Origin of the sequence: Pseudomonas sp. S9 (assembly GCF_000222125.1) — a bacterium.
GTDB classification, from domain to species: domain Bacteria; phylum Pseudomonadota; class Gammaproteobacteria; order Pseudomonadales; family Pseudomonadaceae; genus Aquipseudomonas; species Aquipseudomonas segetis.
This window is the reverse complement of sequence record NZ_AFFX01000013.1, coordinates 68,362-89,308: the sequence shown is the minus strand read 5'-3', so window position 1 is coordinate 89,308 and position 20,947 is coordinate 68,362. Positions and strand designations below refer to the sequence as shown.

General features: G+C 55.6%; 16 protein-coding genes and 4 tRNA genes. 4 read left to right on the top strand and 16 right to left on the bottom strand.

Going from position 1 to position 20,947, the window contains the following annotated elements; all coding sequences use genetic code 11:
• Positions 1 to 141: 141 nt before the first annotated feature.
• Complete coding sequence (locus PSES9_RS0121400; RefSeq protein ID WP_051121015.1) at positions 142 to 795, bottom strand: YceH family protein; 654 nt, start codon at positions 793 to 795, stop codon at positions 142 to 144.
• 330 nt (positions 796 to 1,125) lie between these two features.
• Between PSES9_RS0121400 and sstT the strand changes: the two genes are divergently transcribed.
• Positions 1,126 to 2,352, top strand: a complete 1,227-nt coding sequence (gene sstT, locus PSES9_RS0121395) for a serine/threonine transporter SstT (protein WP_029529695.1) — start codon at positions 1,126 to 1,128, stop codon at positions 2,350 to 2,352.
• Between the two features lie 53 nt (positions 2,353 to 2,405).
• Here the strand turns inward: sstT and PSES9_RS0121390 are convergent.
• The 3 genes from PSES9_RS0121390 to PSES9_RS0121380 form a co-directional block, all read right to left on the bottom strand.
• Positions 2,406 to 2,480: transfer RNA gene (locus tag PSES9_RS0121390), tRNA-Arg, on the bottom strand.
• Positions 2,481 to 2,607: 127 nt separating this feature from the next.
• Positions 2,608 to 3,663 carry a Glu/Leu/Phe/Val dehydrogenase dimerization domain-containing protein gene (locus PSES9_RS0121385; protein ID WP_029529694.1) on the bottom strand — a complete coding sequence of 352 codons (1,056 nt, stop codon included), beginning with the start codon at positions 3,661 to 3,663 and terminating at the stop codon, positions 2,608 to 2,610.
• A gap of 98 nt (positions 3,664 to 3,761) precedes the next feature.
• The gene (locus tag PSES9_RS0121380; protein WP_010490411.1) at positions 3,762 to 7,229 is read right to left on the bottom strand and encodes an indolepyruvate ferredoxin oxidoreductase family protein; all 3,468 of its coding nucleotides are present in this window, start codon (positions 7,227 to 7,229) and stop codon (positions 3,762 to 3,764) included.
• Between the two features lie 196 nt (positions 7,230 to 7,425).
• Between PSES9_RS0121380 and PSES9_RS0121375 the strand changes: the two genes are divergently transcribed.
• On the top strand, positions 7,426 to 7,893 hold the full coding sequence (locus PSES9_RS0121375) for an Lrp/AsnC family transcriptional regulator (protein WP_010490409.1): 468 nt from the start codon (positions 7,426 to 7,428) through the stop codon (positions 7,891 to 7,893).
• 3 nt (positions 7,894 to 7,896) lie between these two features.
• Here the strand turns inward: PSES9_RS0121375 and phnN are convergent, their stop codons facing one another.
• Positions 7,897 to 8,463: a phosphonate metabolism protein/1,5-bisphosphokinase (PRPP-forming) PhnN gene (gene phnN / locus PSES9_RS0121370; protein WP_010490407.1), complete on the bottom strand. Its 567-nt coding sequence runs from the start codon at positions 8,461 to 8,463 to the stop codon at positions 7,897 to 7,899.
• 133 nt (positions 8,464 to 8,596) lie between these two features.
• Positions 8,597 to 9,226, bottom strand: coding sequence for a phosphonate C-P lyase system protein PhnH (phnH, locus tag PSES9_RS0121365; protein WP_010490406.1), 630 nt, complete (start codon positions 9,224 to 9,226; stop codon positions 8,597 to 8,599).
• Positions 9,227 to 9,825: 599 nt separating this feature from the next.
• Here phnH and PSES9_RS0121360 point away from each other — a divergent pair.
• Positions 9,826 to 10,152: an Arc family DNA-binding protein gene (locus PSES9_RS0121360; protein WP_010490404.1), complete on the top strand. Its 327-nt coding sequence runs from the start codon at positions 9,826 to 9,828 to the stop codon at positions 10,150 to 10,152.
• Between the two features lie 68 nt (positions 10,153 to 10,220).
• On the opposite strand, the gene PSES9_RS0121355 is transcribed toward PSES9_RS0121360, so the two are convergent.
• From PSES9_RS0121355 to mgtE, 4 genes are all read right to left on the bottom strand, one after another.
• Positions 10,221 to 11,357 (bottom strand): sodium ion-translocating decarboxylase subunit beta, encoded by a 1,137-nt coding sequence (locus tag PSES9_RS0121355; protein WP_010490402.1) that lies wholly within the window; start codon positions 11,355 to 11,357, stop codon positions 10,221 to 10,223.
• Positions 11,358 to 11,366: 9 nt separating this feature from the next.
• Positions 11,367 to 13,157, bottom strand: a complete 1,791-nt coding sequence (gene oadA, locus PSES9_RS0121350; RefSeq protein WP_010490401.1) for a sodium-extruding oxaloacetate decarboxylase subunit alpha — start codon at positions 13,155 to 13,157, stop codon at positions 11,367 to 11,369.
• Positions 13,158 to 13,182: 25 nt separating this feature from the next.
• Positions 13,183 to 13,437 carry an OadG family protein gene (locus PSES9_RS0121345; protein ID WP_010490399.1) on the bottom strand — a complete coding sequence of 85 codons (255 nt, stop codon included), beginning with the start codon at positions 13,435 to 13,437 and terminating at the stop codon, positions 13,183 to 13,185.
• Between the two features lie 237 nt (positions 13,438 to 13,674).
• On the bottom strand, positions 13,675 to 15,117 hold the full coding sequence (gene mgtE, locus PSES9_RS0121340; RefSeq protein WP_010490397.1) for a magnesium transporter: 1,443 nt from the start codon (positions 15,115 to 15,117) through the stop codon (positions 13,675 to 13,677).
• A gap of 436 nt (positions 15,118 to 15,553) precedes the next feature.
• Between mgtE and PSES9_RS0121335 the strand changes: the two genes are divergently transcribed.
• The gene (locus tag PSES9_RS0121335) at positions 15,554 to 16,033 is read left to right on the top strand and encodes a DUF4124 domain-containing protein (RefSeq protein ID WP_010490395.1); all 480 of its coding nucleotides are present in this window, start codon (positions 15,554 to 15,556) and stop codon (positions 16,031 to 16,033) included.
• Between the two features lie 94 nt (positions 16,034 to 16,127).
• Here PSES9_RS0121335 and PSES9_RS0121330 read toward each other — a convergent pair.
• From PSES9_RS0121330 to alaS, 6 genes are all read right to left on the bottom strand, one after another.
• Positions 16,128 to 16,204: transfer RNA gene (locus tag PSES9_RS0121330), tRNA-Arg, on the bottom strand.
• Between the two features lie 71 nt (positions 16,205 to 16,275).
• Positions 16,276 to 16,352, bottom strand: a tRNA-Arg gene (locus PSES9_RS0121325).
• Positions 16,353 to 16,459: 107 nt separating this feature from the next.
• Positions 16,460 to 16,550 (bottom strand) — tRNA-Ser (locus PSES9_RS0121320).
• A gap of 61 nt (positions 16,551 to 16,611) precedes the next feature.
• Entirely contained in the window at positions 16,612 to 16,797 is a 186-nt protein-coding gene (gene csrA / locus PSES9_RS0121315) for a carbon storage regulator CsrA (RefSeq protein ID WP_010490393.1), read from the bottom strand.
• 186 nt (positions 16,798 to 16,983) lie between these two features.
• Positions 16,984 to 18,219, bottom strand: coding sequence for an aspartate kinase (locus PSES9_RS0121305; RefSeq protein WP_010490391.1), 1,236 nt, complete (start codon positions 18,217 to 18,219; stop codon positions 16,984 to 16,986).
• 98 nt (positions 18,220 to 18,317) lie between these two features.
• Positions 18,318 to 20,942: an alanine--tRNA ligase gene (gene alaS / locus PSES9_RS0121300; RefSeq protein ID WP_010490390.1), complete on the bottom strand. Its 2,625-nt coding sequence runs from the start codon at positions 20,940 to 20,942 to the stop codon at positions 18,318 to 18,320.
• Positions 20,943 to 20,947: the final 5 nt, after the last annotated feature.

The following is a 20,947-nucleotide window of genomic DNA, read 5'->3' as shown; positions in this document are numbered from 1 at the left end:
ACCAACGTCAACCGCGTTGCCGAAGATGGTTCCGACTACACTGCAATCGGTCGCATAAGCTAATACTGCTGCAACACCCCAAAAACAAAAGGCGCCTGGAAAGGCGCCTTTGTATTTTATGGCTGTAGCTTTTAATCCAGGCTAGCTTTCCAAACGCTCCAGACGCTGCTCAAGCTCTGCAATTTTCAGTTCAAGCGCCAGCAAGCGCTCTTCATTATGCTCCCTTGCCGCCCCTTTACTTTCCTGAGCTGCAGCGCTCGCTTCCAAAGCCGCCTGCAATAACTCGGCATCACCAAGCATATGCATGTAGCGATCCTCGCGCTGCCCCGTTTGCCTGGGCACCAGACAGGCGAGTTGACGCCCGATAAGCCGCTCAAGGTTGTACTGCACCTGCTCAGCATCATCAAAAGCATGTAAACGCAGGCTGCGTGTCAGCAACTCATTGATGGTTTGCGCCCCCCTGAGCATGAGCAACCCAACCAGGGCAAGCTGCGGCGAAACCAGCTCAAGGGTTTTATCTGCACGCTGCTCCCAACGATCAGCTCGACTGCCCATTACCAGACGCACCAGTTGCTTCGCCTCCAGGCTGCGCAGCGCCTGACCAACTTCTGCTTGCGAAAGGCTCATCAAGGGCTCGCGACTGGTTTTCTGGTTACAGGCCAGCACCAATGCATTCTGGGTCAATGGATACACCTCTGGCGTGGTTGCCTGCTTTTCAATCAGGCAACCCAGCACACGCAACTCATTGGCGGTCAGTTGCTGGCCCGCCGACTCATGGCCTTCCCCCTCAAGCATTTCATCATTCATTGCAACAACTCTTAGCCCAGTGATGGCCCAGCCTACCCCGGGGCGAAGTCAACGACCATAAAGATCTGCGCAAACCTGACCCTTCATCTGCTGAAACCGATCAGGCAGACGCCCTTTGCGTGTCGTTGTGCTAGAGTCCGCCGCTGATTTTTTGAGCCTAGACTGCTTGTTTGACCCAAGCAGTGCCTGGCAAATCGCTGGACGCTGCAGTACCAAACCTACTGAAACATCACAAAAGCCTCTAAAAGGCCCGTTTCAAGCTATCCGCAAGAGGTTTGGCACACGCAGCTCACTCGCAGACAATACGAGACGCATGCTATGACTGATGTCCAACACAACCCTTTGCTCCGCCTGCTTAACCGCACCAGCCTGGTTAGCCAAATTATCATTGGCCTGATTGCCGGCATTGCCCTGGCCTTCTTCCTACCAAACCTGGCCCTGAAAGTCGCACTGCTTGGCGATGTATTTGTATCGGCACTGAAAGCCGTCGCTCCCGTACTGGTGTTTATCTTGGTCGCGGCATCCATCGCCAACCACCAGCAAGGACAGCAGACCCACATTCGACCAATTCTGCTTCTTTACCTTTTAGGCACCTTTACTGCGGCGATCATCGCTGTAATAGCCAGCTTCGCTTTTCCATCAAGCCTTACGCTGGTGAGCAACAGTGCAGAACTCTCGCCACCGGGCGGTATCAGCGAAGTACTGACTACGCTGCTGATGAACATTGTCGATAATCCGGTCAACGCACTGCTCAAAGGCAACTTTATTGGCATCCTGGCCTGGGCAATTGGCCTGGGCTTTGCCTTCCGCCACGCAGCACCTGGCAGCAAGCAGGTGCTCAGTGACCTGTCGAATGCAGTAACCGCGATTGTCAAAATGGTTATCCGCCTCGCGCCGCTGGGCATTTTCGGACTTGTTGCCGCAACGCTTGCACAGTCCGGGATGAGCGCCCTGCTCGACTACCTGCATCTATTGACCGTACTGGTCGGCTGCATGCTTTTCGTTGCCCTGGTGGTCAACCCGGTCATCGTGTTCTGGAAGATTCGCCGCAACCCATACCCTCTGGTATTTACCTGCCTGCGTGAAAGCGGTATCACTGCGTTCTTCACCCGCAGCTCGGCAGCCAACATCCCGGTCAACCTGCAGCTGTGCCAGCGCCTTGGCCTGCATGAAGAGACCTACTCGGTGTCCATCCCGCTGGGGGCAACCATCAACATGGCTGGCGCCGCCATCACCATCACGGTGTTGACCCTGGCTGCTGTCCATACCTTGAATATTGCCGTTGACCTGCCAACGGCAATCCTGCTGAGCCTTCTGGCTTCGATCAGTGCCTGTGGCGCTTCCGGTGTTGCCGGTGGCTCACTGCTGCTGATTCCGCTGGCGTGCAGCCTGTTCGGCATTCCGAATGACGTGGCCATGCAGGTGGTTGCGGTTGGTTTTATCATCGGTATTGTTCAGGACTCTGCCGAGACCGCACTCAACTCTTCAACCGATGCCCTGTTCACTGCGGCAGCCTGCATCGGCCAGGCGCGCAAGGCTGGCTGAATCGCCAAGCGCGAAACGAAAAAAGGCTTACGCATTGCGTAAGCCTTTTTATTTGGCGTCCCCTACTGGAGTCGAACCAGTATCTAGCCCTTAGGAGGGGCTTGTTCTATCCATTAAACTAAGGAGACAGAGCAGGTCGGCAACCCTGAAGGGTTACTCATCGGCCGGCATCTTACCCAGCCAGGATGGATTTGTCATGCGCAAGCAACGCACAGGCAGCGCCATCGAGCACCACAAAACGCCCGCACGACCTCGTTAACGCCTGCCAAAACGTTCTTCAGCCAGCTGATCGGCAATCGCCGTGGTAGTTTTGCCTTGATGTTCGGCACGACTGAATATTTGCTCGAGCGTCGCACCAATACCTTCGATATGCGCCTTCAGTTCAAGGGCGCTGCCACCGCTGCGCTCAAAGTAGATATCAATAATGCCACCGGCGTTGATCGCGTAATCAGGGGCATATAAAACACCCTTGCTGGTCAACTCTTCCGCCAACTGGGCATCGGCCAACTGGTTATTGGCAGCACCTGCAATTATCGGTGCGCGCAGAAGATCCAAGGTCTGTAGATTGATAATGCCGCCCATGGCGCAAGGCGCAAACACATCGACATCCAAACCATAGATATCAGCCTGGGTCACCGCCTTGACCCCTAGCTGCTCGACCGCCCGACGCACATTGGCCTCGACGATATCGCATGCCCAAACCTGTGCCCCGGCATCACGCAGGTGCCTGGCCAGGTTAAAGCCAACCTGGCCAACTCCCTGAATGGCCACGCGCAACCCCTTTAGATCATCACGCCCCAAGCGATGCTTGACTGCAACCTGTATGCCGACAAAAACACCATACGCCGTAGCCGGTGATGGATCACCGCTGCGCTGGCCGCCGTCAAGGGTTTCACGCACGCCAGCACCGGCGACATGACGGGTCCGCTCGGCCATGATCTGCATTTCAGCAACCCCGGTGCCGGAATCTGCCGCGGTTATATAGCGACCTCCCAGGCTCTCGACGAAGTCGCCCATCGCCTGGAACAGCGCAGTGCTTTTGCCAGTATGCGGATCACCAATAATCACAGCCTTGCCGCCACCAAGCGGTAAATTCGCCAGAGCCGATTTATAGGTCATGCCACGCGACAACCTGAGCACATCGCGCAAGGCCGCCTGATCATCGACATAAGGCCACATTCGACAGCCGCCCAATGCAGGCCCCAGGTTGCGGTTATGAATCGCGATAATCGCCTGCAAACCGCTGGCTTTATCATGACCGAACACTATCTGTTGATGATGGTCGAACTCAACGTGTGAAAATACCGACATGAACAATCCCTCAACAGCATCCCATTCAAGGAATGCCAAAAATGATCGCGAGGGCGCGGACATGACTGCCGCCCCTCGGCATAAAGAGCAAGCCAGCCCTAGGCGGCGGGCTCGTAGAGTTTGACTGCGGCGATTTCGCTGACCAGCATGCGCGCCTGCAGCTCGCTGGCGAGGGCTTGCGCCTCGGCGACGGCCCGCGCCTTGACATGGCCGTAGCCGCGAATCTGCTCAGGAACCTCGGCCAACATCAGCGCCACCTTGTAGTTACCCGCATTCAGGTTGGCGATGATAAAAGCCACATGCTGCTGGTATTGCTCCAGCAGTTGATGCTCAATCTTGCGCTCAACGCTGTAGGCAAAGGGGTCCAGCCAGGTGCCGCGCAGGAACTTGAATTTAGCCAGCACTGCAAAGGCCTTGAGCATCCATGGCCCAAACTGGCGCTTGCGAGGCTCGCCACTGGTGGATGAACGATCGCTCAACCAGGATGGCGCCAGATAAAACTGCAACCTGTAGTCACCCTCAAACTGCGCCTGTAGTTGCTTTATGAACTCACCATCGCTGTAAAGGCGCGCCACTTCGTACTCATCCTTATAGGCCATGAGCTTGAAGTAGTAGCGGGCAACCGCTTTGCTGAGACTTTTCTGCCCATCGCTGTCAATTTTCTCGACCTGCTCGACCAACTGGCGATAACGCTGGGCATAAGCGGCATTCTGATAGCGCGTCAGATAGGCAACACGAAACTCGACGATCTCCTGCAGGGTTTCACAACGAGGCGCCTGGCTGATCACCGGCTTGGCCAGTTTCTCAACAGCGGCAATGTCATGTGCCGCACGGCGTCCCCACAAAAAAGCCTGCTGGTTAAGCTCAACCGCCACCCCATTGAGTGCAATGGCCTTGTTGATTGCCTCGCCCGACACCGGCACCAAGCCCTTTTGATAGGCGTAGCCAAGCATGAATAGATTGGTTGCAATGCTGTCGCCCAGCAAACGGGTCGCCAGGCGGGTTGCATCAACAAAATGTGTCTTGGCCGCACCGACCGCCTCAACCAAGGCCTCGCGCATCTGCGCACCAGGAACCTGGGCATCCGGGTTACGGGTAAATTCGGCCGTTGCCGTCTCGTGGCTGTTGATCACGGCGTGGGCGATTTGATCATTTAGCTTGGCCAGGGCGTCTTCGCTGGCTGAAACGACCAGATCGCAACCCAGCAGCAAATCGGCTTCACCGGCAGCGATGCGCACGGCGAAGATGTCATCCTGCTTGGCCGCGATACGAATATGGGTCACCACAGGACCAAACTTCTGCGCCAGGCCTGCCTGATCAAGCACACTGCAACCCTTGCCCTCAATATGCGCAGCCATGCCCAGCAACGCGCCAACGGTTGTTACGCCACTGCCGCCAACGCCGGGCAACAGGATGTTCCATGGCCGCTGCAAACTCGGCTGACGTGGTTCTGGCAGCGCAATAAACAGCGCGTTTACCCCCACAGCTTCGGGCTTGCGCAAACTGCCGCCATGCACAGTGACAAAGCTCGGGCAAAAGCCTTCGACACAGCTGAAATCCTTGTTGCAGGCGTTCTGATCGATCTCACGCTTGCGCCCCAGCTCGGTTTCCAGTGGCAGCACCGCCAGGCAGTTGGATTTGACACTGCAATCACCACAGCCCTCGCACACTGCTGGGTTGATAAATGCGCGCTTTTGCGGATCAACCAATTTGCCACGCTTACGCCGACGGCGTTTTTCAGTGGCACAGGTTTGGTCATAGATGATCACCGAAACGCCCTTGAATTCGCGCAGCTCACGCTGAACTGCATCCAGGTCAAGACGATGGTGAAAGCTGACTATCGGCGCGAAGCCGTCACGGCTTGGGTATTTATCCGGCTCATCGCTGACCAGGGCAATGCGCTTGACGCCTTCGGCAAAGACTTGCTGACTGAGCTGATCAACACGCAGCTCACCATCAATCGGCTGTCCACCAGTCATGGCTACAGCATCGTTATAGAGAATTTTGTAGGTAATATTGACCCCGGCAGCCACAGCGGCGCGCAGTGCCAGCTGACCTGAGTGAAAATAGGTGCCATCACCCAGGTTCTGGAAAATGTGCGGTGTATCGGTAAATGGCGCCTGGCCGATCCAGGTCGCCCCTTCACCGCCCATCTGGGTGAAGGTGTCGGTATTACGGTCCATCCACTGGGTCATGTAATGACAGCCAATCCCACCTTGGGCGCGACTGCCTTCCGGCAATTTGGTCGAGGTGTTATGTGGGCACCCCGAACAAAAATGCGGCGTACGCACCGTCGTGTGCTTCGGCGCCGCCAGCGAGGCTTCCTTGGCCGCCAGAAATGCCAGACGAGCCTGAATTTGCTCGCTGCTGTAGATGGGTTCAAGGCGCTTGGCGATCGCCCGCGCGATCATTGCCGGAGTCAGTTCACTGAGGTTCGGTAACAGCGACTTGCCGCTCTCGTCGAACTCACCGACCACTCGCGGGCGCTTGCCTACTGGCCAGTTGTACAACTGGCCGGTCAGTTGGTCTTCAATGATGCCGCGCTTTTCTTCGACCACCAGGATTTCATCAAGGCCTTCGGCAAACTGATGCACCGAAACCGGCTCAAGCGGCCAACTCATGCCTACCTTGAATACCCGCAACCCAACCTGGGCACACAAATCCTCGTCCAGCCCCAGATCTTCAAGGGCTTGGCGTACATCCAGATATGACTTGCCCGTCGTGATGATGCCAAGGCGCGGATTGGGCGAGTCGAGCTTCACCTGGTTCAGGTTATTGGCCAGGGCAAACGCCCGAGCGGCGTAGATCTTGTAGATGTTCAGGCGTTTTTCCTGCACCAGCGGCGGGTCTGGCCAGCGGATATGCACGCCGTCTTCCGGCAACTCGAAATCGCTTGGATACTCAACCTCTATACGCAGCGGATCGACGTCAACCACTGCCGACGAATCAACGTTTTCAGCAATGGTTTTCAGCGCAACCCAGCAACCGCTGTAGCGCGAAAGCTCCCAGCCGATAATCCCGTAATCAAGAATTTCCTGGACATTGGAAGGGTTCAGTACCGGAATTGAGGCCGCAATAAAGGCATGTTCACTCTGGTTGGCAATACTCGATGACTTGCAGCCATGATCGTCCCCGGCCAGCAGCAACACGCCCCCATGCTTGGACACGCCAGCGGAGTTACCGTGCTTGAACACGTCGCCACAGCGATCGACCCCCGGCCCCTTGCCATACCACATGGCAAATACACCATCGTAGCGCGCACCGGGAAACAGGTTGGTTTGCTGACTGCCCCACACAGCCGTAGCCGCCAACTCTTCGTTGACCCCGGGCTGGAAATGGATGTGATTGTCTTTGAGAAACTGCTTGGCTTCCCACAGGCTTTTATCAAGATTGCCCAGTGGCGAGCCCCGGTAACCGGAGATAAAGCAGGCGGTGTTCAGACCTTGGCGTACGTCGCGCTGCTTTTGCAGCATGGGCAGACGAGTCAACGCCTGGGTGCCGGTCAGGTAAAGGTGTCCTGTTGCAAGGCGATACTTGTCATCCAGGCGGATTTCGGCCAGAGACATGCGGGCGCTCCTTTTATTATTTTGGCGACCTCGGTGGCATCGGTTATTGCCACCGCATTAACCAGCACGGGATCACCGCACTGACATCTGCCTAAGAATATGACTGGTCGGTACTGATTTTTTATTTCTAAATCGGCAGGAAAACGTCAATACTGAGCATGATCTATCCAACAAAAACAATCAGACTGGATTATTCATGCAAGAAAAATTAAGCCCTATTGATCGAAAGATTTTGCGCCTGCTGCAACACAACGCCGACCTGTCCGCTGCCGAGATAGCAGATAAGGTTGAATTGTCGCAATCGCCTTGCTGGCGGCGGATTCACCGCATGCAGGAAGACGGCTTGATCGAGCGCAAGGTCGCCCTGCTCAATCACAAGCAGCTGGGCTTCACCACCACGGTGTTTGTCGATATCAAGTTGTCGGCGCACGGACGCAACAATCTGGAGGAATTCGAGAAAGCGATCGTTGGTTACCCGCAAGTCTTGGAATGCCACACCATGGCCGGCGGTTCAGACTATCTACTGAAAGTAGTAGCCAAGGACATTGCCAGCTATGAACGCTTCTTGCGCGACCACTTGCTTCAACGCCCGCATGTCCAGGAGGCGCACTCACACATCGCCATGAGCGAGGTCAAGCGCACCACCGAGCTGCCTCTGGATTGAGTACTAGGCGCAGGCCCGCCTGGGCCCGACAAGCCTGATCAGGTTGGCAACGGTTTGCTCGAAGTTACTGGAGTTGTCCAGAACCAGCAGTTGCTCATCGCCTGCTGTCGCCTGGCTGGTGAACTGCGCATTGCGCGCCAATCGCTGCTCGATCTCGACTTCACTCTCGCGTCCTCGCTGCAATAGACGCTCGCGCAACACGGCATCATCCACCTTGAGCAAGATGGCCAGCATGTCGGGGTAACGCGCGCGCGCCTCGGCCAAATACGCCCGCGAGCCATTGACCAACACGTTGTCACCGGCAGCAAGCCATTCGTTTATCTGCCTTGGAATGCCGTACGACAGACCATTGGCCTGCCAGCTCATGGCAAATGCGCCGACCCATTTTTGCTCATCAAAGGCGGTTGGCGACAGCGAAATCGCATCTTCACCCTGGGCCTCGGCAGATCGCGTGATGACCCTGCGTGCAACACGACAACCCATAGCGGCCAATTGTTCGCGTGCAGCATTCAATAAGCTGTCCTTGCCGGCCCCTGAAGGGCCAATGAGATAGATCAACCTACCCGCCATCAATACACCTTAATACTCAAACACGGACTAACAGAGAGCGAATCATAGGCCTTGTCGCACTCAATCAACACCCCCGCGACGACCAACCAGGCGATTTACCAACTGGCCTGGCCAATGTTGACGAGCATGCCTCTTAATCTGTATCGACCACAGCGCCAAGTACATGAGTGCTGCGTGGCAAAGCCAGAATCTGTCGACCCGCAGAGAAAAACATATCCAGGCCTTGGGGAAAATTATTGCAGTCCTTGCGTTGCTGCCAGAACGCCCTGTCCAGGGGAAGGCTTACCCGCCTGACATCGACCACGCCGCTGCTGGTCGCTTGCCTGATGCCGGGGCCACGCCAGCGCAGCTCAGGTCCTGCGCACAGGTTGTCCAATTGAACAATCAAGGTGCATGCATGACTTGGAATGCCGTCGACGCCGTTGTCAAACTGGTGCAGATCGTTCAACTCACAAGCCCCAAGCAAAGCAAAACGCGCCGCCTGGGGTAACTCAACAATCGAACATCTGCAATGCAAGGCCAGGACCCTGCGTAGTTCAGGCGTGTCCAGGCTGGGGCCCAGCCAAAGCGGCGAATCCACATCCAGCAGAACCATGCACAGGGCAAAGGTGGCCTCATCAAGGGGCTGCGGTACATATATCCAATCGATACTTTGAATTTGCCCAGGCGAAGCCATCGCTTGTCGTGCAATCGACCGACCGACTACCGGAACTTCCAGCACCGGAGTGTCAAGCTCGTGCCCTATACCGAGTGCCGCACTCATCAGCCCGCCTCCTCTACATCTTTAACACTAGTCATCCTCGCCTGAAGTGCCATGCACCGCTGGTCAGTAGCCCGTGGCTTTTAGCGCTCCTGCCCTCGCCAAAATACAAAATGATGTCAAAATAGAATTACTGCTAAAGCACTGCAGCGAAAATCGATTGAGCAAAAGACATACCAGCTGCCGCGAGACTGAAGACTGAAAACCAGCGCCAGAATCGTTATCCGCCAGCGAAACCGATAGCGAACCCTAAGCACCCGGATTTTTTAGCGAAAGTAGCGCCTGAAGGTGTCAATAAAGTGACCGAAAACCACCCTCAAGCCCCTGCTGTCAGTCAGCGTTGGCATAGGAAATGGCAGGAATGGCTTGTTTTTATGCCGAGCAAAGCCCAAATAATCAACGCTCCTCTGGCAATAAAATGCAGATTGGTTGAAAATAGCGACATATAATTGGCGTCAAAAAGTCACCCAACTTTCCACTGTATTTTAACGATATGGATTGCACTTCTAGCTGAACGGCTAGGCAAAAATATGGTCTTAACCGGTGACAATTATGCAGCTCAAACGCACGCATCGACTCTCTGACTAACCGGTTTCCAAAGTATGCGACCTATGAAACAAGCTACCTACTCCAGCCGCACAGCCGATAAATTTGTTGTTCGCCTACCTGACGGTATGCGCGAACGCATTGCTGATGTAGCACGTAATCACCACCGCAGCATGAACTCCGAGATTATCGCCCGCCTGGAACAAAGCATGCTCCAGGAAGGAAATCTTGATGCCGAACTCAATGTGCGCCTGGACAGCCCCGAACTGTCGCTTCATGAGCGCGAGCTGCTTCAGCGCTTTCGCCAACTTACTCGTCGGCAACAGAACGCTCTTGTAGCCCTGATCGCCCACGACGCTGAAATGGCAGCTGAAGGTGCCTAAATCGCACCCATTAAAAAACCGGCCTTGGCCGGTTTTTTAATGGGTGCGATACTTCGTCAGCACATGGGTTAGCCCACAAAACTGAGCAATACACCCGCCGCCACCGCAGAACCAATCACCCCCGCAACATTTGGCCCCATGGCATGCATCAGCAGGAAGTTCTGCGGATTTGCCTCAAGCCCAACCTTGTTCGATACCCGAGCGGCCATTGGCACAGCCGAAACTCCCGCCGAACCAATCAGCGGATTGATCTTGTTGCTGCTGAACAGATTCATTGCTTTCGCCATCAAGACACCAGCCGCGGTGCCTCCGCAAAAAGCCAGCATCCCCAACGCCAGGATGCCCAACGTCTTCAACTGCAAGAAAGACTCCGACGAAAGCTTGGAACCAACGGTCAGGCCCAGGCAAATGGTGACGATATTGATCAGGGCATTGCGCGAGGTATCCGCCAATCGCTCGACCACGCCGGCTTCACGCAATAGATTGCCAAAGGCGAACATACCGACCAGCGGCGCCGCATCTGGCAGCAGCATTCCCACCAACAAGCACAGGATCAGTGGGAATATAATTTTCTCAGCCTGGCCAACAGGCCGTAGCTGCTTCATTACTATTGCCCGCTCCTCCTTGGTGGTCAGCGCACGCATGATCGGCGGCTGGATCAACGGCACCAACGCCATGTAGGAGTAGGCCGCGACCGCAATAGGCCCTAACAGGTCAGGAGCCAGCTTGGCAGTTACAAAAATCGAGGTTGGACCATCCGCCCCGCCAATAATTGCGATCGAAGCCGCCTCGCGCAGAGTGAACTCAAGCCCGGGAATACCCAACGACGCCAAGGCCAGCGCCCCAATCAAGGTGGCAAAGATCCCGAACTGCGCAGCTGCGCCGAGAAACAGGGTTTTGGGGTTGGCCAGCATCGGGCCAAAGTCAGTCATGGCCCCAACGCCCATAAAGATCAGCAATGGGAATACGCTCGTTGGCAGGCCTACCTCGTAAAACAGATGCAAGATCCCGTTACCCTGGGCCATCCCTGCAACAGGAATATTGGCCAGCAAACCGCCAAACCCAATAGGTATCAACAACAGGGGCTCAAACCCCTTCTTGATCGCCAGGTAGATCAGCGCCAAGCAAATTAATATCATCAGGGCCTGCCCCGCCTCCAGATGATACAAGCCGGTGCTTTGCCACAACTTCAGGAGCTTTTCCATAAGTCTGCCCTATCCGATAGTCAGCAAGCTATCGCCCACTGCCACGGCATCACCTACCTTGATATTGACCGCACCAATGGTGCCCGCCTTGAATGCCCGGATTTCAGTTTCCATCTTCATGGCTTCCAGGACGATCACCAACTGACCGTCCTCGACTACCTCTCCCGGCTTAACCAGGACCTTGAAGATATTGCCCGCCAGCGGGGCAAGTTGAGGCTCGCCTCCCGTTACAGGCGCAGGAGCAACAGGGACAGCCGCTCCGGCAGCATTGGCCAAGGGCTTGAGGCCCGTGATATCGCCGCCCTCATTGACCTCAACCACATATGACTGGCCATTGACCGCAACCGTATAGACCTCAGGCTTGCCTGATTGAACCGGGACGACTTGCTGCCCATCGGGCACAGGCTCGAAAGCGGCTGGGTTACCGCGATTTTGCAGAAATTTCAGGCCGATCTGCGGAAACAGCGCATAAGTCAGAACGTCATCGACCGCATCTGCCGCCAAGGCAAAGCTCTGCTCCTTGGCAAGAGCCGCAAGCTCCGCACTCAGCTTGTCCATCTCATCCTCGATCAAATCAGCTGGACGACAGGTGATCGCTTGCGCGCCATCAAGGACTCGCGCCTGCAATTGCTGATTGAAGGGAGCTGGCGCCGAACCGTATTCCCCCTTGAGAATACCGGCCGCTTCCTTGGTGATGGACTTATAACGCTCGCCGGTCAGGACATTGATCACAGCCTGGGTCCCGACGATTTGCGAAGTCGGCGTGACCAACGGGATAAACCCAAGGTCTTCGCGCACCCGCGGAATCTCGGCCAGTACCTGGTCAAATTTATCTTGAGCGCCCTGCTCCTTGAGCTGGCCTTCCATATTGGTGAGCATGCCGCCGGGCACCTGGGCGACCAGAATTCGGGAGTCGATCCCCTTCAGGCTGCCTTCGAACTTTGCGTATTTTTTCCGCACTTCGCGAAAGTAGGCCGCGATCTCTTCAAGCAGTAGCAGATCAAGACCAGTATCGCGTTCAGTCCCCTGGAACATTGCCACCACCGACTCGGTCGGTGAGTGACCATAGGTCATGGACAGGGAGGAAATGGCGGTGTCGACGTTATCGATCCCGGCCTCAACCGCCTTGAGAATGGCCACGCTGGACAGACCCGCAGTCGCATGGCATTGCATATGAATGGGAATCGACAGGCTGGATTTCATTCGCGACACCAACTCGAACGCCGTATAAGGCGTGAGGATGCCAGCCATGTCTTTGATGGCGATGGAGTCCGCCCCCATGTCCTCGATCTGCTTGGACAGATCCAACCACATATCCAGCGTATGCACCGGGCTGGTTGTGTAGGAAATAGTGCCCTGGGCATGCCGGCCTTGCTGCTTGACCGCCTTGAGTGCTGTCGACAGGTTGCGCGGGTCGTTCATCGCGTCGAATACGCGGAATACATCCACACCATTTACAGCCGCACGCTCAACGAACTTCTCGACTACATCGTCCGCATAGTGGCGATAACCCAGCAGATTCTGGCCTCGCAGGAGCATCTGCTGACGCGTATTGGGCATTGCCTGCTTCAACTGGCGAATGCGCTCCCACGGATCCTCGCCGAGATAACGAATACAGGCGTCAAAGGTTGCACCACCCCATGACTCAACCGACCAGAACCCAACCTTATCCAGCTTCGCCGCGATCGGCAGCATGTCCTCAAGGCGCATGCGCGTTGCCAGAATAGACTGGTGCGCATCACGCAGCACCACATCGGTAATACCCAGCGCACGCTGATTAGCGGTGTTGGTAACTGTCATCCCTAGATTCCCTGTCGACGTTGGATCAACCGCGGCGCGCGCGATGCTGATGAATAGCAGCCTGGATCGCTTCCAGAACATCTGCCGCAGGTTCCTGGGCAGCGTCAACCACCGCCATGGAAGCACTGGCCGGGGTCGGCGCCGCAACTGGCGTATACCGCTCCAGCAAACGAGACATGATGCGAATTGACAGCACCAGAAGCGTCAGGAAAACAAACACCGAACCCATGCCAAACAGCATGAGTTCAACACCTTCGAGCACAAGATTGGTTGAAGCCATGACCCGTCCTTTTAGCGTCAGTTGCGACTATCCGGTCTACTTTGATACTGAACAAAGTTGCCGAACCTTAGCCTGAAACAAGCGTTTGAGCAAACCCATTGATAAGGCGAATATGCCCACAAGAGCAGCAGTTCAATGCCGAACCAACGACTGGACCACAGGTAACAAAAGCATAAGGCACAAGGCGCAGTCATCGGGGCCCTGGCCGGGCCCCGCATGCACAAATTGGAATGAAGGCTAGATAAGGAACACAGAGGCCAGGCCAAGGAAGATGAAGAAACCGCCACTGTCAGTTACAGCCGTGATCATCACGCTGGCACCCAAGGCCGGGTCACGCCCCATGCGCGCCAATGTCATGGGAATAAGCACACCCATCAATGCTGCAAGCAACAAATTGAGCGTCATCGCGGCAGTCATCACGATTCCCAGCGAGTAACTGTCGTACAGAACCCAGGCCACCAAGCCAATTACACCACCCCAGACCAGGCCATTGATCAGCGATACCGCCAGCTCCTTGCGCAGCAAGCGTGAGGTATTGCCAGTGCTGACCTGGTCCAGCGCCATCGCGCGCACGATCATGGTGATGGTCTGGTTGCCGGAGTTGCCACCGATACCCGCCACAATCGGCATCAAGGCCGCCAAGGCTACAAGCTTCTCGATCGAACCTTCAAAAAGACCAATTACCCGCGACGCCATGAACGCCGTTATCAGGTTGATTGCCAGCCATGCCCAACGGTTGCGTAGCGATTTCCAGACTGAGGCGAAGATATCTTCCTCTTCACGCAAACCCGCCATATTGAGGACTTCGCTTTCGCTCTCCTCACGGATCAGGTCGACCATTTCATCGATGGTCAAACGGCCGATCAGCTTGTCATTCTTATCTACCACCGGCGCCGAAATAAGGTCATAACGCTCGAACGCCTGGGCGGCGTCATAGGCGTCTTCATCGGGGTGAAAGCTCACCGGATCTGTCGCCATGACCTCACGAACTATTTTTTCCGGGTCATTAACCAGCAGGCGCTTAACCGGCAGGACGCCCTTGAGCACACCTTCGTGATCGACCACGAACAACTTATCCGTGTGGCCCGGTAGCTCCTTCAAGCGGCGCAGGTAACGCAGCACGACCTCAAGCGAGACATCCTCACGGATGGTCACCATCTCGAAGTCCATCAGGGCGCCGACTTGCTCCTCTTCATAGGACAGCGCCGAACGCACGCGCTCACGCTGTTGCGCGTCGAGGGTTTCCATGAGTTCGTGAACGATGTCACGTGGCAGCTCGGAGGCCAGGTCAGCCAGTTCGTCGGCGTCCATCTCCATGGCAGCCGCAAGGATCTCGTGATCCTCCATGTCGGCGAGCAAGGTTTCGCGCACCGCATCAGATACTTCAAGCAGGATATCGCCGTCACGTTCCGCCTTGACCAACTGCCAAATCGTCAGGCGGTCTTCCAGCGGCAAGGCTTCGAGTATGTGTGCAACGTCAGCCGAGTGCAGTTCATCAAGCTTGCGCTGCAACTCGGCCAGGTTTTGCCGGTGCACCAGGTTCTCAACCAGATCACGGTGATGGCCTTCCTGGCGATGCGCCAGGTCTTCGACAAGCTTTTGCTTGTGCAACAGCTCAACCACCTGAGCCAGGCGATCCTGCAGGCTTTCTTGGGGCTTTTTAGCTTCTACTTCAGTCATGTGGCGCACTCCATCCCCAGCGACGGTGCACGCCAAAGGGGATCAATCAGTCAGTCCGTGATTGCACAATCGAGATTCGGTGTAACTACTGGGTAAGTCCATGGTGGTATTCCACAAGCCTCGGCGAGGCTGACGCAGACGATGATAACACTGCTAAGACGCATTGCACGTTACAAAAGTTTCCAAGAACAAATGGTTACAGGGAAAACCTAAAGGCCACAGTAGCTCGTAATATCCGCCAGACGATTGCAGACAAGCCAGCGACATCAACACCCAAGATAGCTGCCTCGACAACACAACCCATTCGGTAGGCTGCCCAACAGCAATTCATCAAGGTTAATACGCTTACCCAGCAATGCGACGTACGCCCCTGGCGCCAAGACACGTGCCAGGACAAATTCCCGGGCCTGCATCGCCATCGTCAAGGAAGACGCCCATGCACCGCCTTTCAATCCTGGCGCTTTGTTCACTTGTGATCCTGCCACCCGACACCTGGGCTGCTCGTGTGTTTCGCTGCGAAGACAGCCAGGGCAACCTCACCTTCACCAGCCATGGCTGCCCGAGCGAACACAAGCTACGGCTTGTGAATCCGCAAAACCCGACACCCAGCAGCGGCAAAGCAATACCCCTGGCCACCCCAAGACATCACGACAACACACAAACCGACTCGACCACCACCGTTGTTGGAGAACGCCAGGATGGTTGCGGCAATCGCGTGACAGGCCGCCAGCGGCGCAGTGCGATCATAAAGAAGCAGATCCTTGCCGGAATGACCAAGGCAGACGTCGAGAGCGCACTGGGCAAACCGCAGAGGGTCGATCGCAAGAATGGCCAGGTCCGTTATCACTACCAAGACCTGCAAGGCAACAAAAGCCAGGTCAGCTTTGATCAAGCAGGCTGCGTCAAAGGCAATTAGATACTCTTGGCAAGGGGATAGCCGCTGAGGTGCATATTTTGCGTGCAACAAAAAAGGGCCTGCATCGCTGCAGGCCCTTTTTCTTACCGCTATATGGTGCACTCAGGAGGATTCGAACCTCCGACCGCTCGGTTCGTAGCCGAGTACTCTATCCAGCTGAGCTATGAGTGCATTTGTGCTTTTTTAAACCAGTTCACATCTGGTCAAACTAGAAGCCTTACCGAAGCAGGACAACTTGAATATGGTGCACTCAGGAGGATTCGAACCTCCGACCGCTCGGTTCGTAGCCGAGTACTCTATCCAGCTGAGCTATGAGTGCACTAAAGCGTGCGCATTATAGGTAAACTAAAACTAAATTCAACCGTTAAATTCAATAATTTCAACAACTTATCAAATCTACGATTTGCAACCCTATACTGCAAAATATGGCGGAGAAGGGGGGATTCGAACCCCCGACACCCTTTTGAGATGTACTCCCTTAGCAGGGGAGCGCCTTCGGCCACTCGGCCACCTCTCCGCAACACGGGGCGCATGATAACCATGTTTTCCCCGTTTGCAAAGCCAAAATTTCAATAAAATTAGTGGCTTGGTTCTTCGTCTTTCTCTTTTTGGATTCGCTGGTAAATTTCTTCACGGTGCACGGCTACTTCTTTCGGGGCGTTGACCCCAATGCGCACCTGATTACCTTTGACGCCAAGGACGGTGACAGTGACTTCATCACCCACCATTAGGGTCTCTCCGACCCTACGAGTCAGAATCAGCATTCCTTTCACCTCATGGAAATTAAACGGGACAACAGTCTGCAGATATAAAATGGTGTCGGCGCTACGAATTACAAGTAAAGCCTTCACCCAAGTATTGACCAGTAAAACAGAAAAAAAAGTTCCTGCCCTGACGGTCAAAAAAGACAAAAGGCGCTGGTTTAAGCAGCGCCTTTTGAATACTAAGACCTAATCGCCCTGGCGAGCCGGGGCGTCTAGATCAAAAGCCGTATGCAGCGCACGCACTGCCAGCTCCAGATATTTTTCCTCGATGACCACCGAGACCTTGATCTCGGAAGTCGAAATCATCTGGATATTGATGTTCTCCTTGGCCAGGGCTTCAAACATCTGGCTGGCAACCCCCGCGTGCGAGCGCATGCCGACCCCAACGATGGAGACCTTGGCAATCTTGGTGTCACCCACCACTTCTCGCGCACCAAGCTCACGCGCGGTGTTTTCCAACACCTGCTGGGCATTGAGGTAATCGTTACGGTGCACGGTGAAGGTAAAGTCGGTGGTGTTATCGTGCGCGATATTCTGCACGATCATGTCCACTTCGATGTTTGCCGAGCTGATCGGACCCAGAATCTTGAAAGCAACGCCCGGAACATCCGGGACTCCACGGATAGTCAGCTTGGCTTCGTCGCGGTTGAAGGCGATGCCGGAGATGATCGGCTGTTCCATGGTTTCCTCTTCATCAATGGTAATGAGGGTACCTGGCCCCTCTTGGAAGCTGTGCAGCACGCGCAGCGGAACGTTGTACTTGCCTGCGAACTCAACGGCGCGAATTTGCAGCACCTTCGAGCCCAGGCTGGCCATTTCGAGCATTTCTTCAAAGGTAATCTTGTCCAGGCGCTGGGCCTGCGAGACAACCCGAGGGTCGGTGGTGTAGACACCATCGACATCGGTGTAAATCTGGCATTCATCGGCTTTTAATGCCGCAGCCAAGGCAACACCCGTGGTATCCGAGCCGCCACGCCCAAGGGTGGTGATATTGCCGTGCTCATCAACGCCCTGGAAACCTGCGACCACAACGACACGCCCCTCTTTTAGATCAGTACGCAGCTTGTGGTCATCTATCTGTAAAATTCGCGCCTTATTATGCGCGCTATCGGTCAAGATTCGTACCTGATTACCCGTGTACGAAATAGCCGGGACGCCACGCTTGATCAGCGCCATGGCCAGCAGGGCAATAGTCACCTGCTCACCGGTTGAAACCATGACATCCAGCTCACGCGGGACTGGCTGATCGCCAATCTGCTTGGCCAACTCAATCAGGCGATTGGTTTCACCGCTCATGGCTGAAACCACTACGACGATATCATCACCGCGTTCACGGAATTTCTTAACCTTCTCGGCAACCTGCTCGATACGCTCGACAGTGCCGACGGAGGTGCCTCCAAACTTCTGTACGATCAAAGCCATTTCAATGCCGCCTAAGCCCGCGAGGGGCGCCCATTAAACATGTAACCTATTCGACTGCAATGACCAGCAAGTCATTAGTCGACTACACACTGGAGTCGTTACAGGCCTTGCTCGACAAATGTCGCAGCAAGTGCCAATGCAGCATCCACGGCAGCGATATCTACACCACCACCTTTTGCCATATCAGGACGACCACCGCCCTTTCCTCCCACGGCTGCCGCCGCTTGCTTCATCAGGTCGCCGGCCTTGAGTTTGGCGGTCAGATCCTGAGTGACACCCGCGACCAGTACAACCTTGTCATCGAGCACCCCGCCAAGCAGGATCACTGCACTGCCGAGTTTATTCTTGAGCTGATCAACCATCGCCAGCAAAGCCTTGCCGTCAAGGCCATCAACCCGAGCACCAAGGACCTTGGCGCCTTTGATTTCAATCGCCGAACCTGCCAGGTCGTTACCGGCGGCACTGGCGGCCTTGGCCTTGAGCTGCTCGAGCTCTTTTTCCAACTGACGGTTGCGCTCGATCACGCCTGATAGTTTATCCAGCAGGTTTTCACGGCTGCCTTTAACCAAAGCAGCCGCTTCCTTCAACTGCTCCTCGGCACTATTGAGGTAGGCCAGCGCCTGTGCACCGGTGACTGCCTCGATACGGCGAACGCCGGCCGCAACACCAGCCTCACTGGTAATCTTGAACAAGCCAATGTCTCCCGTGCGGGAAACGTGAGTGCCGCCACACAGCTCGACCGAGAAGCCACCACCCATGGTCAGCACGCGCACATCATCGCCGTACTTTTCGCCAAACAGGGCCATGGCGCCTTTGGCTTTGGCAGTATCGATATCGGTTTCGTCAGTCTCGACTTCGCTGTTCTTGCGCACTTCGGCGTTGACGATATCCTCCAGGGCCTTGATCTGCTCTGGCTTGATCGCTTCGAAGTGGCTGAAGTCGAAACGCAGGCGCTGGCTATCAACCAATGACCCCTTCTGGGTAACGTGTTCACCCAGCACCTGGCGCAACGCAGCATGCAACAAGTGGGTTGCAGAGTGATTCAAGGCGGTTGCCTGGCGCACATCTGCCGAGACTTCGGCCTTTACCGACGCGCCAACGGCAAGACTGCCCTGAGTGATGATGCCGTGATGCAAGAAGGCACCGCCCGCCTTGGTGGTATCGCGCACATCAAAGCGCACCCCGGCACCTTCAAGATAACCACAATCACCAACCTGGCCGCCAGACTCTGCATAGAAAGGCGTCTGGTCAAGAACAACGACACCCTCCTCGCCCGTAGCCAGGGTCTCGACAGTCTGGCCATCCTTGAACAGGGCGATAATCTTGCCGCTGCCCGAAGTGGTCTCGTAACCGAGGAACCGCGTATCACTGTCAACCTTGACCAGGTTGTTGTAGTCCATGGCAAAGGAACTGGCCGAGCGTGCACGTTCACGCTGGGCCTGCATTTCGCGCTCAAAGCCCTCTTCGTCAATCGTCAGCTCACGCTCACGGGCGATATCAGCCGTCAGGTCGACCGGGAAACCAAAGGTGTCATACAGCTTGAACACCACATCACCAGGAATCACCGAACCTTTGAGCTCAAGCAAGTCTTGCTCGAGGATCTTGAGGCCCTGCTCCAGGGTTTTGGCGAACTGTTCTTCTTCTGTTTTCAGGACGCGTTCGATGTGCGCCTGCTGTTGCTTGAGCTCAGTGAAGGCATCGCCCATCTCAGCTACCAGCGCGGCAACGATCTTGTAGAAGAAGCTGCCCTTGGCGCCCAGCTTGTTACCGTGGCGGCAAGCACGACGTACGATGCGGCGCAGCACATAGCCACGACCTTCATTAGACGGGGTAATGCCATCAGCGATCAGGAAGCCGCACGAACGGATATGGTCAGCCACAACCTTCAGCGAAGCCTGGCCTTCATTGGCGCAGCCAATGGCCTTGGCCGATGCATTGAGCAGGCTCTGGAACAGATCGATGTCGTAGTTCGAGTTGACGTGCTGGAGCACCGCGCTGATGCGCTCAAGGCCCATGCCGGTATCAACGCTTGGTGCCGGCAGCGGATGCATGACGCCATCAGCCGTACGGTTGAACTGCATGAAAACGTTGTTCCAGATTTCGATATAGCGGTCGCCATCTTCCTCAGGCGAGCCAGGAGGACCGCCCCAGATGTGTTCGCCATGATCGAAGAAAATCTCGGTGCAGGGACCGCAAGGACCGGTATCACCCATTGCCCAGAAATTATCCGAGGCGTATGGCGCACCCTTATTGTCACCAATGCGAATCATCCGCTCAGCCGGCACACCCACCTGCTGAGTCCAGATGTCGAATGCCTCGTCGTCGCTGGCATAAACCGTGACCCAGAGTTTTTCCTTTGGCAGGTTCAGCCATTTGTCCGAAGTCAAAAACTCCCAGGCGTAATGAATCGCATCGCGCTTGAAGTAATCGCCAAAGCTGAAGTTGCCGAGCATTTCGAAGAAAGTGTGGTGACGCGCGGTGTAACCGACGTTTTCCAGGTCATTGTGCTTGCCACCGGCACGCACGCATTTCTGACTGGTGGTCGCACGGGTATAGGCGCGCTTTTCCAAGCCGAGGAAGCAGTCTTTGAACTGATTCATACCTGCGTTGGTAAACAGCAAGGTTGGGTCGTTACCCGGAATCAGCGAGCTGGAAGCAACGCGAGTGTGCCCCTTCTCTTCGAAGAAGCGGAGGAAGGCTTCACGGATTTCTGCGCTTTTCATAGATT

Bases quoted from the DNA above. Each gene is read 5' to 3' on its own strand.
- PSES9_RS0121400 (WP_051121015.1), bottom strand. From the start codon at position 795: ATGCTTGAGGGGGAAGGCCATGAGTCGGCGGGCCAGCAACTGACCGCC.
- sstT (WP_029529695.1), top strand. From the start codon at position 1,126: ATGACTGATGTCCAACACAACCCTTTGCTCCGCCTGCTTAACCGCACC.
- PSES9_RS0121385 (WP_029529694.1), bottom strand. From the start codon at position 3,663: ATGTCGGTATTTTCACACGTTGAGTTCGACCATCATCAACAGATAGTG.
- PSES9_RS0121380 (WP_010490411.1), bottom strand. From the start codon at position 7,229: ATGTCTCTGGCCGAAATCCGCCTGGATGACAAGTATCGCCTTGCAACA.
- PSES9_RS0121375 (WP_010490409.1), top strand. From the start codon at position 7,426: ATGCAAGAAAAATTAAGCCCTATTGATCGAAAGATTTTGCGCCTGCTG.
- phnN (WP_010490407.1), bottom strand. From the start codon at position 8,463: ATGGCGGGTAGGTTGATCTATCTCATTGGCCCTTCAGGGGCCGGCAAG.
- phnH (WP_010490406.1), bottom strand. From the start codon at position 9,226: ATGAGTGCGGCACTCGGTATAGGGCACGAGCTTGACACTCCGGTGCTG.
- PSES9_RS0121360 (WP_010490404.1), top strand. From the start codon at position 9,826: ATGCGACCTATGAAACAAGCTACCTACTCCAGCCGCACAGCCGATAAA.
- PSES9_RS0121355 (WP_010490402.1), bottom strand. From the start codon at position 11,357: ATGGAAAAGCTCCTGAAGTTGTGGCAAAGCACCGGCTTGTATCATCTG.
- oadA (WP_010490401.1), bottom strand. From the start codon at position 13,157: ATGACAGTTACCAACACCGCTAATCAGCGTGCGCTGGGTATTACCGAT.
- PSES9_RS0121345 (WP_010490399.1), bottom strand. From the start codon at position 13,437: ATGGCTTCAACCAATCTTGTGCTCGAAGGTGTTGAACTCATGCTGTTT.
- mgtE (WP_010490397.1), bottom strand. From the start codon at position 15,117: ATGACTGAAGTAGAAGCTAAAAAGCCCCAAGAAAGCCTGCAGGATCGC.
- PSES9_RS0121335 (WP_010490395.1), top strand. From the start codon at position 15,554: ATGCACCGCCTTTCAATCCTGGCGCTTTGTTCACTTGTGATCCTGCCA.
- csrA (WP_010490393.1), bottom strand. From the start codon at position 16,797: ATGCTGATTCTGACTCGTAGGGTCGGAGAGACCCTAATGGTGGGTGAT.
- PSES9_RS0121305 (WP_010490391.1), bottom strand. From the start codon at position 18,219: ATGGCTTTGATCGTACAGAAGTTTGGAGGCACCTCCGTCGGCACTGTC.
- alaS (WP_010490390.1), bottom strand. From the start codon at position 20,942: ATGAAAAGCGCAGAAATCCGTGAAGCCTTCCTCCGCTTCTTCGAAGAG.